Raw genomic sequence first — 15,029 nt, 5'->3', positions numbered from 1 at the left:
GGTGGTCCTCTCTCAACGTTGTCCGTAGACGTTCTGGTAGCGCGCGTACAGCGAGTCGATGTCCGCCTGCGCGATGGGGACGGGCTCCCCGAGCTGCCGCGACAGGTGCACGGTCCGGGCGACGTCCTCGGTCATGACGGCGGCCTTGACCGCGGCCTTGGCCGAGGGCCCGATGGTGAACACGCCGTGGTTCTTCATCAGCACCGCCGGCGAGCGGTGCCCCTGCAGCGTCGCGACGATGCCCTGGCCGATGGAGTCGTCGCCGATCAGCGCGAACGGCCCCACCGGGATCGGCCCACCGAACTCGTCGGCCATCGCCGTGAGCACGCAGGGGATCTCCTCGTGCCGCGCCGCCCAGGCCGCGGCGTAGGTGCTGTGCGTGTGCACCTGGCCGTTCACCTCGGGCATGTGCCGGTAGACGTAGGCGTGCGCGGCGGTGTCGGACGACGGTGCCCGGACGCCGTCGAGCGGGTTGCCGTCGAGGTCGCAGACGGTGATGCCCTCCCAGGTCAGCTGGTCGTACTCGACCCCGCTGCCCTTGATGACGAACAGGTCCTCGCCGGGCACCCGCTCGGAGACGTTGCCCGAGGTCCAGGTGACCAGCTCGTAGCGGGTCAGGTAGGCGTGCAGCGCCGCGACGTGCTCGCGCTGCTCACGGTGCGTGCCGTTCTCGGTCGGGGCGGTCATGCCGGCTGCTCCTGGCTCTCGGGGGTGGTCGGGGCACCGACGGCCACGTGCTCCACGGCGGCCCGCTCGACCGGGAGGCCGGCGAGGTACCGCTGCATGAAGGCGTCGAAGCCCGCGACGTCGGCGGGGTCGGGTTCGGCGGTCTGCAGGCTCGCGTCGGTGAAGACCGTGCCGTCGAGGTAGTCGGCCAGGCCCTGCTCCGGCGAGCGCCCGGCGGCGAAGGCGGCCAGCACGGCGATCCCCCAGGCGCCTCCCTCGGCAGCGACGTCGCCGACCGAGACCGGGGTGTCGATCGCGGCGGCGAGGAACCGCTGCGCCACGCCCTCGGTCTTGAACAGGCCGCCGTGGGCGAACATCCGGTCCAGCCGCACGCCCTCGGCCTTCTGCAGCACGTCCATGCCGATGCGCAGGGTGGCCAGCGAGGAGTACAGGTGCGTGCGCATGAACGAGCCGAGGTCCAGCGGGCTGTCCGGGGACCGGAGGAAGAGCGGGCGGCCCTCCTCGAGCTTGGTGATCGGCTCGCCGGAGAGGTAGTTGTAGGCGAGCATCCCGCCGCCGTCGCCGGCCCCGTCGAGCGCGGCGGTGAACAACGTCCGGAACACCGTCGCGGAGTCGGCCTCGGCGCCCAGCGCGCGGGCGAACTGGCCGAACAGCCCGGCCCAGGCGTCGAGCTCGCTGGCGCCGTTGTTGCAGTGCACCATCGCCACCGGGTCACCGGCCGGCGTGGTCACCAGGTCCAGCTCGCGGTGCGCCCGGGACAGCTCCCGCTCGAGCACGACCATGGCGAAGATCGAGGTGCCGGCCGAGACGTTGCCGGTGCGCGGGGCGACCGAGTTGGTGGCCACCATCCCGGTGCCCGCGTCGCCCTCCGGGGGGCAGAGCGGGACGCCGGGCTGCAGCCACCCGGTGGGGTCGAGCAGCCGTGCGCCGGCCTCGGTGAGCGTGCCGGCCGGCTCCCCGGCGACGGCGACGGCCGGCAGCAGCGCGGCGAGCTCCAGCTCGGCCCCCGCCTCGGCGGCCAGCTGGTCGAACCGGGCGAGCATCGCGGTGTCGTACCCAGCGGTGCCCGCGGCGATCGGGAACATGCCGCTGGCGTCGCCGATGCCGAGCACCTTGCGGCCGGTGAGCTGCCAGTGCACGTAGCCGGCCAGGGTCGTCAGGTGGTCGATCCGGCCGACGTGCTCCTCGCCGTCGAGCACCGCCTGGTAGAGGTGCGCCACGCTCCACCGGTGCGGGATGTTCTGGCCGAGCTCGGCGCTCAGCCGCTCCACCGCGCGGCCGGTGTTCGTGTTGCGCCAGGTGCGGAACGGCGTCAGCAGCCCGCCGTCGGCGTCGAACGCGAGGTAGCCGTGCATCATCGCCGAGACGCCGAGTGCGCCGACCCCGGCGAGCTCGACGCCGTGGCGTCGCCGCACGTCCTCGGCCAGGGCCGCGACGCTGCGCTGCAGCCCGGACCACACGGTGTCCAACGAGTAGGTCCACAGCCGGTCGACGAGCTGGTTCTCCCAGTCGTGGCTCCCGACGGCGAGCGGTGCGTGGTCGGGACCGATCAGCACCGCCTTGATCCGGGTCGACCCGAGCTCGATGCCGAGGGCCGTGCGACCCGCGGTGATCGCCGTGGCGGCGTCCGTCGTCATGTCAGGAGCTCCTTCCCCGGCTCCCGCCGAGAGGCTGGTCCCAGCGGACCGTCGGCCGCGGGACGCGGCGGGGGATGATTGTTAGCGTTAACAACAGCAGCGGTCAAACCGGGCCGGTGGAGCGTCGCACGACCAGCTGCGGCACCACCGGATCGGGTTGCAGGTCCTCGCCGTGCAGCCGGCACAGCACCAGCTGGACCCCGCGGCGACCCAGCTCGGCGAAGTCCTGCCGGACCGTGGTGAGCGGCGGGGAGTAGTACGCGGCCTCCGGGACGTCGTCGAAGCCGACCACGCTGATGTCCCGCGGCACGTGCACGCCCTCCTCGGTCAGCGCGTTCAGCAGCCCGAGGGCCATCTGGTCGTTGGCGAGGAAGACCGCGGTGACGTCCGCGCCCTGCCGGCGGAGCCCGGCCAGCCGGCGGCCGGCGGCGTACCCGGCCGAGGCCATCCAGTCGCCCTCGACCGGCTCGGGCACCGGCGCCCCGGCCTCGATCAGCGCCCGGCGCCAGCCCCGCACCCGGCCCCGCGCCTCCAGCGAGTCGACCGGACCGGTGACGTGGTGGACGGTGCGGTGGCCGAGGTCGAGCAGGTGCCGGACGGCGAGCTCGGCACCCAGCTCCTGGTCGACCCAGACGGTCGGGTGCTGCTCACCCCGGCCCACCTGGACCGCGATCAGCGGCACCGGCGCGGTGAACCGGCGCAGCGCGTCGACGGCCTGGCCGTAGGTGGACAGCGCCACCACCGCGTCGACCGACTGCGCGACGAACCGGTCGACCGCCTCGCGCATCGCCCGCTCGCTGTCGTCGTCGAGGATCGCGACGCTCAGCGAGTAGCCGGCCGCCCGGGCGGCCTGCTCGAGCCCGAGCAGGGTCTGCGCCGGGCCGTACTGGTTGATGTGCGAGGTGACCAGGCCGATCGTCCGCGACGACCCGGTGACCAGCGCCCGGGCCGCCGCGTTGGGCCGGTAGCCCAGCTCGGCGATGGCCCGGAGCACGCGTTCCCGGGTGCTCGCGGCGACGTTCGGGTGGCCGTTGACGACCCGGGACACGGTCTGGTGCGAGACGCCGGCCCGAGCCGCGACGTCCGACATGCCCAACGCTCGCGGCGCCCCCTCGGGCAGCACGGTCGCCTCCTTCATGGGGGCGGCCACGTTGCCGCCCCCCGTCGGTGGTCCTGCGGACCGTCAGCGGGAGGAGCCGGCCCGCCGCTTGTTGTAGACGTCGAAGGCGACGGCGAGCAGCAGGATGAGGCCCTTGATGACCGACTGGATCGACTGGTCGACGCCCTGCAGCTGCATGCCGTTGCTCAGGACGGCGACGAGCAGACCACCGACCATCGCGCCGGCCACCGTGCCGACACCACCGGTGACGGCGGCGCCACCGATGAAGGCGGCCGCGATGGCGTCGAGCTCGAAGTTCTGCCCGGCCGCCGGCTGCGCACCGTTGGAGCGCGAGGAGTAGATGATCCCCGCGACCGCCGCCAGGAAGCCCATGTTGACGAAGATCCAGAAGTTGACCATCCGGACCTTGACACCGGACAGCGTGGCCGCCGCCAGGTTGCCGCCGATGGCGTACACCTGGCGCCCGAAGACCGAGCGCTTGGTGATCATGCCGTAGACGGTGATCAGCACACCCAGGATGATCAGCACGATCGGCAGGCCGCGGGCGTGGGCCAGCTGCCAGGCGAAGTACATGACCACGGCGGCGACGACGACGACCCGGGCGACGAAGAGCGGGAAGCTCTCCACCGGCTGCTTGTAGCGGATCCGCGCCACCCGGGTGCGGAAGCCGCTGACCGCGTAGCCGGCCACCGCGAGCGCACCGATGAGCAGCGTGAAGGCGTCGTAGCCGTTGCCGCCGAGCAGGCCGTTGAGGAAGCCGCTGGAGACCTTCTGGTACTCCGGGGTGAACGGCGACAGCGAGATGTTGTCCAGCACCTGCAGCGTCAGCCCGCGGAAGATGAGCATGCCGGCCAGGGTCACGATGAACGCCGGGATCCCGACGTAGGCGACCCAGAAGCCCTGCCAGACGCCGACCAGGAGGCCGACGGCGATCGCCGCGAGCATGCCGACCCACCACGGCGCGCCCTGCCGGATGACCAGGACGGCGGAGGTGGCACCGGTCAGCGCGACGACCGAGCCCACCGACAGGTCGATGTGGCCGGCGATGATGACGATGACCATGCCGATCGCCAGCACCAGCACGTAGGAGTACTGGAGGACGATGTTGGTGATGTTGCCCGGGCTGAGCGACGTGCCGCCGGTCAGGATGGCGAACAGCACCACCACGACGAAGAACGCGATGTAGATGCCGCTCTGCCGGAGGTTGCGGGTGAGCAGCTCGCGGATGTCGCTGGTGCCGACCTTGGTGGCCTGGGCCTGCGCGTCGGCGACCTCCGCCGGGGTCTGGTTGGTCTCCGGTGATGCCCCGGGCTGTGGCCCCACGGTCCTGGTCATGCTGCGAGCTCCCTCTCCTTGGTCATCAGCTTCATGAGGCTCTCCTGGGTGGCCTCACGAACCGGCTGCTCGCCGGTGATGCGCCCGGCCGAGAGCGTGTAGATGCGGTCACAGATGCCGAGCAGCTCGGGCAGCTCGGACGAGATGACGATGACGGCCTTGCCGGCCGCCACCAGCTTGTTGATGATCGTGTAGATCTCGTACTTGGCGCCCACGTCGATGCCCCGGGTCGGCTCGTCGAGGATCAGCACGTCCGGGTCGGTGAACAGCCACTTGGACAGCACGACCTTCTGCTGGTTGCCGCCCGAGAGCTTGCCGACGATGGACGAGACGCTCGGCGCCTTGATGTTCATGTCGCGCCGGCTGTCCTCGGCGATCTTGGTCTCCTCGTTGCCGTTGACCCAGCCCCGGGTGGAGAGCTTGGACAGGGCGGCCGCGGAGACGTTGCGCCGGATGTCCTCGATGAGGTTGAGGCCGTACTTCTTGCGGTCCTCGGTGGCGTAGGCGATGCCGTGGTCGATGGCCTCGGAGACGCTGCGGGCCTTGACCTCGCGGCCGTGCACGAACACGCGGCCCTCCTCGTAGCGCCCGTAGGAGCGCCCGAAGATGCTCATCGCCAGCTCGGTGCGCCCGGCGCCCATGAGGCCGGCGATGCCGATGACCTCACCGGCCCGCACGTTGAAGTCGGCGTGGTCCACGACGAGCCGGTCCTGGGTGGGGTGCCGGACGGTCCAGCCCTCGACGCGCAGCACCTCCTCGCCGGGGTGCGACTCGCGGTCGGGGTAGTAGGACTCCAGGTCGCGGCCGACCATGCCGCGGATGATCCGGTCGGTGTCGACGTCCGGGGCGCTCATGTCGAGCGTCTCCACGGTCTTCCCGTCGCGGATGATCGTGGTGTGCTGCGCGATCGCCACGATCTCGTTCAGCTTGTGCGAGATGATGATCGAGGTGATGCCCCGGTCGCGGAAGCGCCGCAGCAGGTCCAGCAGGTGCGCGGAGTCGGTGTCGTTCAGCGCCGCGGTCGGCTCGTCGAGGATGAGCAGCTTCACGTCCTTGGAGATCGCCTTGGCGATCTCGACCAGCTGCTGCTTGCCCACGCCGAGGGTGCCGACCGGGGTGACCGGGTTCTCCGTCAGGCCGACCTCGGCGAGCAGCGCGGCAGCCTCGGCGTTGGCCTTGTTCCAGTCGATCAGGCCGTTGCGGCCCTTGCGCTCGTTGCCCAGGAAGATGTTCTCCGCGATGGACAGGTAGGGCACCAGCGCGAGCTCCTGGTGGATGATCACGATGCCCTGGTGCTCGCTGTCGCGGATGCTGCCGAACTTCTGCACCTCGCCGTCGTAGACGATCTCGCCGTCGTACGAGCCGGCCGGGTAGACCCCGGACAGGACCTTCATCAGCGTCGACTTGCCGGCGCCGTTCTCACCGCAGATGGCGTGGACGTCGCCGCGCCGCACCGCGAGTGACACGTCCGACAGCGCCTTCACGCCGGGGAACGTCTTGGTGATGGAGCGCATCTCCAGGATGTAGTCGTCCATGGACGCCGTCGTCCTTGCCTCTCTGGGGGATGACGGACCGAGTGTGCGCCACCCGGCCCTTGTTCGGGTGCCCGGCTCCCGGGCTGTCCCGATCTGTCCGGAGGGGCAGGCTCGGGAGGTGGTACCGGCCGGGCTCGGCAGTCGTGCTGCCGAGCCCGGCCGGGTCCGTGGTGCGGTGGGTCAGCCGGCCTGGCCCTTGGCGACCTCGTCGGCCGTCCAGTAACCGGAGTCGATCAGGACCGACTGGATGTCGTCCTTGTAGACCGTCTCGATGGGCAGCAGGTACGAGGGGACGACCTTGACACCGTTGTCGTAGGTCTCGGTGTCGTTGGCCTCGGGCTCGTTGCCCTCGAGGAACGCCTGGGCCGCGGTGACGGCCTGGGCGGCGAGGGTGCGGGTGTCCTTGAAGATCGTGGAGCTCTGGACACCGTCGTTGATCAGCTTGACCGAGGCGATCTCGGCGTCCTGACCGGTGACCACCGGCAGCGGGGTCGGGGTCGAGGTCAGGTTCGGGCCGTAGCCGGCGTTCTGCAGGGCGGTGATGATGCCGCGCGAGATGCCGTCGTAGGGCGAGAGCACGCCGTTGACCTTGGTGCCGTCGTTGTAGCTGCCGGTGAGGAGGTCCTCCATGCGCTTCTGGGCCGTCTCCTGCGCCCAGCGCAGGGTGGCGGCCTGCTCGATGCTCGTCTGGCCCGACTTCACGACGAGGGTGCCGTCGTCGATGAAGGGCTTGAGGGTGTCGAACGCGCCGTTGAAGAAGAAGGCGGCGTTGTTGTCGTCCAGCGAGCCGGCGAACAGCTCGATGTTGAACGGCCCGGTGGCGGTGCCCTGCGAGCCGTCCTTGTTCAGGATGCCCAGGCCCACCAGGAGCGCGGTGCCCTGCGCGACGCCGACCTTGTAGTTGTCGAAGCTCACGTAGAAGTCGACGTTCTCGGTGTCGCGGATCAGGCGGTCGTAGCTGATGACCGGGATGTCCGCGTCGGCAGCGGCCTGCAGCTGGCTGCTCAGCGCGGTGCCGTCGATCGCGGCGACGACCAGCAGGTCGGCGCCCTCGGTGATCATCTGGTCGATCTGCTGACCCTGGGTCGGGATGTCGTCGTTCGCGAACTGGAGGTCGACCTCGTAGCCGGCGTCCTCCAGCTGGCTCTGCACGGCCTCGCCGTCGGCGATCCAGCGCTCGGAGGTCTGCGTCGGCATCGAGACGCCGATCGTCAGGTCCGCAGGGTCGCTGCTCGCGGTGTCGTTCGAGCCGCCGCCGGCGCCACTGCCACCACAGGCCGTGAGGCCGACTGCCAGTGCGGCGCCCAGGGCGGTCAGCCCCAGCTTCTTGTTCACTGCCACATCTCTCCTTCGAGACATCTGCCGCCAGAGGGCGCAGGCCCGCATCTGTGCGAGCGACACAGTGTGAACGCTAACAACCCTGTGCCGTCAACCCCTGTGACCGAGATGGATCGTCACGGTCGCGTAACGGCCCGTTCATCAGCGGGAGGCCCGGGCGGACGACCGGTCGTGCACCACTCCATCGGGTGAGCTGTCGACGGCGGAGCGGAACCGGTCCGGTCCCCGGGGATGCCGGGACGGGTGGAACGTGAGCGCGGTCACTGGCACCATGCGGCCATGCGCGGGCTGATGCAGGACGTCCCCCTGACCATCGACACGATCTTCCGGCACGCCGAGCAGCACCACGGCGACGTCGCGATCGTCACCGACGGCCCGGCTGGCCGGACCCGGTCCACCTACGCCGAGTGGGCGCAGCGGACCCGCCGGCTCGGGGGCGTCTTCGACACCCTGGGCATCAGCGCCGACGGCCGGATCGGCACCTTCGGCTGGAACAGCCAGCGGCACCTGGAGCTGTACTTCGCCGGGCCGTGCAGCGGCCGGGTGGTGCACACGCTCAACATCCGGCTGTTCCCCGAGCAGCTGACCTACATCGCCAACCACGCCGAGGACGAGGTCGTCTTCGTCGACCGCACCGTGCTGCCGCTGCTGTGGCCGCTGATCGACACCATGACCACCATCCGGCACGTGGTCGTGATGGACGACGGCGGCGACAACGAGGTGCCCGACGACCCGCGGGTGCTCGACTACGAGACGCTGCTGGCCGACGCCGCACCGGTCGACTTCCACGTCACCGACGAGGGCTCCGCCGCCTACATGTGCTATACGAGCGGCACGACCGGCAACCCCAAGGGCGTCGTCTACTCGCACCGGTCGACCTACCTGCACACGATGGGCGTCATCTCGCCCAACGCCTTCGGTCTGGGTGTCCGGGACGCCGCGATGCCGGTCGTGCCGATGTTCCACGCCAACGCCTGGGGCATCGCGCACGCCGGACCGGCCGCCGGGGCGGCGATGGTCATGCCCGGCTCGATGATGCAGCCCAAGGCGCTCGCCGACCTGATCGTCGAGGAGGGCGTCACCTTCACCGCCGGCGTGCCCACCATCTGGCAGGGCGTGCTGCCGCACCTGGCCGGGCGCCCGCACAAGCTCCGGGAGATCGGCTGCGGTGGCTCGGCGGTGCCCAAGGCGCTGTCGGAGGCCTACCGCGAGCAGGTCGGGCTGCCGATCCTGCAGGCGTGGGGCATGACCGAGACCCACCCGGTCGCCTCCTCGGGCGTGCTGTCGCGCGCCTTCGACGACGCCGACGACGCGACCAAGGCCGCCCAGCGGGCCCGCGCCGGCATCCCGTTCCTGGGCGTGGAGGCGCGGATCGTCGACGCCGACACCCTCGAGGAGCAGCCCTGGGACGACAAGGCGACCGGTGAGCTGCAGGTGCGCGGGCCGTGGTGCGCCGCCGCCTACTACAACCCCGACGCCGGGGTCGAGCTGCTGACCTCCGACGGGTGGATGAAGACCGGGGACGTCGCCGCGATGGCTCCCGACGGCAACATCCGGATCGCCGACCGCACCAAGGACCTCATCAAGTCCGGCGGGGAGTGGATCTCCTCGGTGGACCTGGAGAACGCGATCATGAGCCACCCGGCGGTGAAGGAGGCCGCCGTCGTCGGCATCCCGCACCCCAAGTGGGACGAGCGGCCGCTGGCCTGCGTCGTGCTCAAGCCGGGCGAGACCGCGACCGAGCAGGACATCCTCGACCACCTCGCGCCGCTGGTGGCCAAGTGGTGGATGCCCGACGCCGTCGAGTTCATCGACGAGGTGCCCAAGACCAGCGTGGGCAAGTTCTCCAAGAAGGACCTGCGCACCCGCTTCGCCGAGTACTCCCGGGACTGATGAAGGACCCCGTCCTCCTCACCCCTCGCGAGCTCGGGGCGAGCCTCGGGACGGGGCCGTGGGGGGTCCTTATACGACGTACGGGGGACGGCCGGTCTCGCTGACCATCGGCCGCCCCGAGGCGTCCCACTCCCCCATGCCGCCGCCGACGTTGACCGCGTCGTAGCCGTTCTGGTTGAGCCAGGCGGTCACCCGGGCCGACCGCCCGCCGCTGCGGCAGGTGACGTACAGCGGGTCACCCTCGGGCAGCTCGTCGAGCCGGGACGGCACGTCGCCCATCGCGACGTGCGTCGCCCCCTCGATGTGCCCCGCCGCCCACTCGTCGTCCTCGCGGACGTCGAGGACGACGGCGTCGTCGGGGACCTCGGCGGCGGGCACGGTCGGCACCTGCTGGGGCATCATCACGCGATCCATGGTGGCACGCGTCGCGGCGGCCCTCGCGCTGACAGGATGGTCGCGATGTCCGCCCCCACGCCGGTCCGCGAACCGGTCTGGTCCCTCTCCCGCAACGCGATCGCCCTGTGGGTGGCGCAGGGTGCCGTCGGCACGCTCTGCTACGGCCTGCTGGTCGCCGCCTTCTGGCTGCTCGTGCCGTTGGACGCCGGCTGGGCGGTCGCCCCGGCGCGGTGGGCCGGCGCCGTGCTCGTGCTGGTCTACGCGGTGCTCGCCCTCGCCGTCCGGCCCCGGCTGCGGTTCCGGGTGCACCGCTGGGAGGTCACCGGCGAGGCGATCTACACCCTCACCGGGTGGCTGACCCGCACCTGGACGCTGGTGCCGATCTCGCGGGTGCAGACCGTCGACGTGACCCGCGGCCTCCTGCAGCAGCTGTTCGGGCTGGCCACCGTGGCCGTTCTCACCGCGTCCTCGCAGGGCACCGTGCGGATCCCGCACCTGGACGTCGACACCGCCCGGCACGTCGCCGACCACGTGGCGCGACGGGCCGAGAAGGTCCGGGACGAGGCGACGTGACCCGGCCGACCGCGCGCCGGACCTCGCCGCGGGTCCTGCTGGTGCACACCCTCACCTTCCGGCAGGCCCGCTCGCTGGTGCCGGTGGCGCTCGCCGTCATCGCCGGCCGGGGGATGCAGGGCAGCCCGGTCACCGTGGTGGCGCTGGTCGTGGGGGTCACCGCGCTGTCGCTGCTGTGGGCGGCGCTGGCCTGGTGGCGGACCAGCTACCTCGCCGGGGACACCGCCGTCGTCCTCACCCGGGGCCTGGTGTCCCGCTCGGTCCGCACCGTGCCCAACGACCGGATCCGCGGGGTGGAGGTCGAGGCGCCGCCCGTGCACCGGCTGTTCGGCCTGGTGCGGGTCCGGATCGACGCCGCGGCCGGGTCGGTCGCGGGCAACGACGAGGAGCTCGTCATCGACGGCGTCCTGCGCACCGAGGGCGACCGGCTGCGCGGGCAGCTCCTCTCCCGGCGCGCGGTGGTGGCGGCCGAGGCGGCCGGGCGGCACTCCGCGCCGGAGCCCGTCGAGGAGGAGCTGCACCGGTTCCGCAACCGGTGGCTGCTGTACTCCCCGCTGGTCGGCAGCTACCTGGTGCTCCCCCTGGCCGCGGTCGGCGCGCTGTTCCGGCTGCTGGACGAGGTCCCGGACCGGTACGTGCCCCGGCCGGGGCAGCTCGTCGGCTCCCCGGACCTCCCCGACGGCTGGCTCGTCGTCGCCGTCGTCGGTGGTGCGCTCGTGCTGCTCGCCCTCGGGGCCGTGCTGGGCAGCGCGGTCGTGAACTGGCGGTTCCGGCTGGTGCTCCGCGGCGGCTCGCTGATCGCCGAGCGCGGGCTGTTCACCCGCCGGCACACCGACCTGGAGGTCGACCGGATCCGCGGCTGCGCGGTCAGCGAGGGGCTGGGCATGCGGCTGGTCGGCGCGGCGCGCGCGACGGCCCTGGTGACCGGGCTGGGTGACGCCGCCCGGCGGGGCCAGCTGCTGCCGCTGGGCCCGCAGGAGGACGCCTGGCAGCTCACCGACCTGCTGGTGCCCTCGCCGGGGTCGCTGCAGCGCCACCCCGCGGCGGCCCGCCGCCGGCGGCTGGGCCGGGCGGTCGCGCCCGGCGCCGTCGTCCTGGTCGCCGGGGCCGTGCTCACCGTGACCGCCGGCTGGTGGCCGCTGCTGGTCGCCGGCGCGGTGCTCACCGCGCTCGGCGTGCCGCTCGGCCTGGCCCGGTACGCCGCGCTGGGGCACGCCACCGGCCCCACGTCGTTCGCGGTGCGCTCCGGCTGGCTGGTCCGGGAGCACGTGGTGCTGCAGCGGCGGGCGGTGGTCGGCTGGGAGGTGCGGCAGACCGTGGTCCAGCGGCGGGCGGGGCTGGCCACCGTGCAGGCCTGCGTGGGTGCCGGGCAGGGCGGCTACTCCGCCGTCGACATGGCCGCACCGGAGGTCGCCGGCTTCACCCGGGCCGCGTCGGGCTCCTGGGCCTCCGCGCTGGCCGGCTGACCGCCGTGCCGATCGACGAGGCGGGCCTGCGCGCGCTGCTGCCCGAGCCCACCGAGGCCCCCGGGCCGGAGCTCACCGGCGCCGGGACCGCCGACGGGCTGCGCTTCGCGGGGCTGGAGCTGCGCGGGGACGCGACCGGCGCCCGGTTCCTGGAGTGCGAGCTCACCGACTGCGACCTCGCCGGCGTCGCCTTCGACCGCGCGCGGTTGGCCGGCTGCCTGCTCACCGACCTGCGCTCCGCGGCCTGGTCGCTGGTCGACGCCACGCTGCTGGACGTGGTGGCCGTCGGCGGCCGGTTCGGCGCGCTGACCGCGCACGGCGCCCAGCTGACCCGGGTGGGGCTGGACGGCGTCAAGGTCGACTTCCTGGACCTGCGCGGCGCGGCGCTGGTCGACGTCACGCTCACCGGGTGCACGGTGGGCGAGCTCGACTGCAGCGGCGCCGACCTGCGCGACGTCCGGCTGGTCGGCTGCACGGTCGGCTCCCTGGTCCTCACCGGCACCCGGAACCGGGCCGTCGACCTGCGCGGCGCCGAGGTGGCCCGGCTGACCGGCGTCGCCGACCTGCGCGGCTGCACGATCAGCACCGCGCAGCTCGCCGGCTGGTCCGCCGGCATGGCCGCCGAGCTGGGCATCCGGGTCAGCTGACCAGCAGCTCCCCGAGCAGGCCGGCCGCCGCGGCCGGGGCGTCGGTGGCGAGCAGCCCGGCGGCGGCGAGCACGTAGCGGCGGTCGACGACGACCTCGGTGCCGGCCAGCACGCCCCCCGCTCCCCCGCGGTCCGCCGCGACCCGGTCCACCACCGCCTGCACCGCGCCCGGGTCCGCGTGCCGGAACACCCCGCCGGAGAGCACCACCAGGCCGACCCCGCGGGCGCTCGCACCGCCCGGCCCGTACGCGGCCTCGCTGCGCAGGTGCCGGCGCAGCGCCACGACCGCCGCCGCCTCGCCCAGCGCCAGCGCGTCCCCGCCGGGTGCGGGCAGGCCCTCGGCGGCGGCCGCGGCCCGCAGCGCGTCCGCGCTGGACTGCACCCCGAGGTCGCCCTCGACCGTGCGCCGGCGGGCCGGGACGCCGACGGCGGAGCGCTGCAGCGCGGACTGCTCGGCGTCGGCGACCGGCACGCAGTGCACGTCGGTGGTGGTGCCGCCGACGTCCAGCACCAGGACGCCGGGCACGTCGGCCCCGGCCCGCAGGCCGGCCAGCGCCGCGACGCCGTCCAGCACGGCGTCCGGGGTCACCGCCCGCACCCACTGCCGCAGCCGCGGGTCGGTGGAGAGCCGGTCCCCGCCGATCACGTGCCGGAGGAACACCTCCCGGATGGCCGCCCGCGCCGACTCCGGGGCCAGCCGGCCGATGTCGGGCAGCACGTTGTCCGCCGCGGTGACCGGCACCCCGGCCGCGGCCAGCACGGCGTGGACCTCGTCCCGGACGGCGGCGTTGCCGGCCAGCACGACCGGGACGGCCCGACGAAGGACCCCACTGCCCCCCGGCACTCGCATGCTCGCACCGGGCCCCTGCAGCGGGGCCGCAGAAGCCAGGATGCCGGCGTTGTGCCGCAGCACGCCGGCCTCGCCGCCGTCCGTGCCGCCGACCAGCAGGACGACGTCGGGCGCGGCGTCGGCGAGCTCCTGCAGCGCCCCGGCGTCCAGCCGGCCGGCGGCGACGTGCACCACCCGCGCGCCCGCGGAGAGCGCCGCCCGGTGCCCGGCCTCGGCGCTGATCAGCTCCTCGTAGCCGACCACCGCGAGCCGGAGCCCGCCGCCGGCCGAGGAGCAGGCACGGACCGGGGCGTCCCAGCCCGCGGTCGCGGCCAGCACCCCGGCCACGACGTCGTCGTGCGTGGTGGGCGCCTGCCGGGTCCCGAGCAGCCGGCCGCCGGGCAGCTCGACCAGCGCCGCCTTCGTCCAGGTCGAGCCGATGTCGACGCAGGCGACCCGGTCGGTCATGCCCGGAGGAGCCCGGCGGACGCCGCCAGGTCGGTCAGCCCCGCGACGCCGAACGCCTGCACCGGGCCCAGCGCGCCGGTGCCGGTGAGCTGCCCGGCCGCCGCCCGCACCGCGCCCCCGGCCAGCAGGTCCGCGGTCATCGCGTACGGGTCGGGGCCGGCGAGGACCACCCGGGAGACCCGGTGCCCGTCGGCGTCCCGCACCTCGGCGACGACGTGCGTGCGGGTGCCGCCGCCGGTGGTGGGCGCCTCCGCGACGCGCCGGCCGACGAGGTCGGCGAGCCGGGTCATCCCGGCCGGGGCGCCCGGCACCCGGGCCAGCCAGGGCGTGACCGGGGCGAGCCGGTGGGCGACGGCGGTGGCCGGCCCGAACCAGTCCAGGTGCACGCCCACCTCCTGCAGCGTCGGCGCGAGCCCGGGCAGGGTCAGGTGCTCCGAGCCGCCGACCGACAGCCCGCGACGGGTCCGCCCGGCGACGTCGAAGCGCCACGCCCGGGCGCCGGCCGGTTCGGTGACCAGCCGGCCGCCGTGCCAGGCGAACCCGGGCTCGAGCAGGACGCCGAGCAGCGAGACCAGGGTGCCGCGGGAGAAGCCCTGGCCGCGGACGCCGTCCAGGGTGTACCCGACGTCGACCCGGTGGGCGCGCTCCCCCGCCTCGGCCAGCGCCAGGGCCCCGGCCAGCGCGCCGGGCACGTAGTCGTGGCCGAACGCGGGCAGCAGCACCGCGCCGCTGCGCTCCGCGCGCGGACCGAACTCCTCGAACACGCGGCGGAGGAACGGCGGCTCGCCGGTGGAGTCCAGGTAGACCGCGCCGGCGTCGGCGGCCGCCGCGACCGCGGGCTCGCCCAGCCGCAGGAACGGGCCGACGGTCGTCACCAGCACGTCCCCGCGGCCGACCAGGGAGCGCACCGACGCGGGGTCGGTGACGTCGACGGTGGTCGTCTCCAGCGGGCCGGCGGCCCCGCCGAGCCGGGCGGCCAGGGGGTCGAGCCGGCCGGGGTCGCGGCCGGCGAGCACCCCCTAAGAGGCCCGGTCGGCGAGCGCCCGGGCCGTCGCGCCCCCGGTGTGGCCGGTGGCGCCGAGCAGGACGATGCGTGCGGCCATGC

13 protein-coding genes are annotated in these 15,029 nt (G+C 73.6%); 4 read left to right on the top strand and 9 right to left on the bottom strand.

Translation table 11 applies throughout. The annotated features are described in order from the left end of the window. Window positions 1-12: 12 nt before the first annotated feature. From MODMU_RS01245 to chvE, 6 genes are all read right to left on the bottom strand, one after another. Window positions 13-687, bottom strand: coding sequence for an L-ribulose-5-phosphate 4-epimerase (locus MODMU_RS01245; RefSeq protein ID WP_014738330.1), 675 nt, complete (start codon window positions 685-687; stop codon window positions 13-15). Next, window positions 684-2,324: a xylulokinase gene (locus tag MODMU_RS01240; RefSeq protein WP_014738329.1), complete on the bottom strand. Its 1,641-nt coding sequence runs from the start codon at window positions 2,322-2,324 to the stop codon at window positions 684-686. Before MODMU_RS01240 ends, MODMU_RS01245 begins: the two co-directional genes overlap by 4 nt. 103 nt (window positions 2,325-2,427) lie before the next feature. Beyond that, window positions 2,428-3,474, bottom strand: coding sequence for a LacI family DNA-binding transcriptional regulator (locus MODMU_RS01235; RefSeq protein WP_014738328.1), 1,047 nt, complete (start codon window positions 3,472-3,474; stop codon window positions 2,428-2,430). A 33-nt stretch (window positions 3,475-3,507) separates the two neighbouring features. Continuing rightward, window positions 3,508-4,779, bottom strand: coding sequence for a multiple monosaccharide ABC transporter permease (gene mmsB / locus MODMU_RS01230; protein WP_014738327.1), 1,272 nt, complete (start codon window positions 4,777-4,779; stop codon window positions 3,508-3,510). Further along, window positions 4,776-6,314, bottom strand: coding sequence for a multiple monosaccharide ABC transporter ATP-binding protein (gene mmsA / locus MODMU_RS01225; RefSeq protein WP_014738326.1), 1,539 nt, complete (start codon window positions 6,312-6,314; stop codon window positions 4,776-4,778). The genes mmsB and mmsA overlap by 4 nt, the downstream gene beginning before the upstream one ends. Window positions 6,315-6,494: 180 nt before the next feature. After that, the gene (gene chvE / locus MODMU_RS01220) at window positions 6,495-7,649 is read right to left on the bottom strand and encodes a multiple monosaccharide ABC transporter substrate-binding protein (protein WP_014738325.1); all 1,155 of its coding nucleotides are present in this window, start codon (window positions 7,647-7,649) and stop codon (window positions 6,495-6,497) included. A gap of 282 nt (window positions 7,650-7,931) precedes the next feature. Here chvE and MODMU_RS01215 point away from each other — a divergent pair, with 282 nt between their 5' ends. Next, on the top strand, window positions 7,932-9,545 hold the full coding sequence (locus MODMU_RS01215) for a long-chain fatty acid--CoA ligase (protein WP_014738324.1): 1,614 nt from the start codon (window positions 7,932-7,934) through the stop codon (window positions 9,543-9,545). 69 nt (window positions 9,546-9,614) lie between these two features. Here MODMU_RS01215 and MODMU_RS01210 read toward each other — a convergent pair whose 3' ends face one another. After that, complete coding sequence (locus MODMU_RS01210) at window positions 9,615-9,947, bottom strand: rhodanese-like domain-containing protein (RefSeq protein ID WP_014738323.1); 333 nt, start codon at window positions 9,945-9,947, stop codon at window positions 9,615-9,617. 57 nt (window positions 9,948-10,004) lie between these two features. Here MODMU_RS01210 and MODMU_RS01205 point away from each other — a divergent pair, with 57 nt between their 5' ends. From MODMU_RS01205 to MODMU_RS01195, 3 genes are read left to right on the top strand one after another with little or no spacing between them, the layout of a single operon-like run. Next, window positions 10,005-10,514 (top strand): PH domain-containing protein, encoded by a 510-nt coding sequence (locus MODMU_RS01205; protein ID WP_014738322.1) that lies wholly within the window; start codon window positions 10,005-10,007, stop codon window positions 10,512-10,514. Beyond that, window positions 10,511-11,980 (top strand): PH domain-containing protein, encoded by a 1,470-nt coding sequence (locus tag MODMU_RS01200; protein ID WP_014738321.1) that lies wholly within the window; start codon window positions 10,511-10,513, stop codon window positions 11,978-11,980. Before MODMU_RS01205 ends, MODMU_RS01200 begins: the two co-directional genes overlap by 4 nt. 5 nt (window positions 11,981-11,985) lie before the next feature. Then, window positions 11,986-12,627, top strand: a complete 642-nt coding sequence (locus MODMU_RS01195) for a pentapeptide repeat-containing protein (protein ID WP_014738320.1) — start codon at window positions 11,986-11,988, stop codon at window positions 12,625-12,627. Here the strand turns inward: MODMU_RS01195 and MODMU_RS01190 are convergent. Then, on the bottom strand, window positions 12,620-13,924 hold the full coding sequence (locus MODMU_RS01190) for a glutamate mutase L (protein ID WP_014738319.1): 1,305 nt from the start codon (window positions 13,922-13,924) through the stop codon (window positions 12,620-12,622). The genes MODMU_RS01195 and MODMU_RS01190 overlap by 8 nt on opposite strands. After that, window positions 13,921-14,940: a saccharopine dehydrogenase family protein gene (locus tag MODMU_RS01185; protein WP_014738318.1), complete on the bottom strand. Its 1,020-nt coding sequence runs from the start codon at window positions 14,938-14,940 to the stop codon at window positions 13,921-13,923. The genes MODMU_RS01190 and MODMU_RS01185 overlap by 4 nt, the downstream gene beginning before the upstream one ends. Window positions 14,941-15,029 lie beyond the last annotated feature (89 nt).

The organism is Modestobacter italicus, assembly GCF_000306785.1.
GTDB classification, from domain to species: domain Bacteria; phylum Actinomycetota; class Actinomycetes; order Mycobacteriales; family Geodermatophilaceae; genus Modestobacter; species Modestobacter italicus.
Note: the sequence above shows the minus strand (reverse complement) of the source record. Positions and strands in the feature narration are given on the sequence as shown.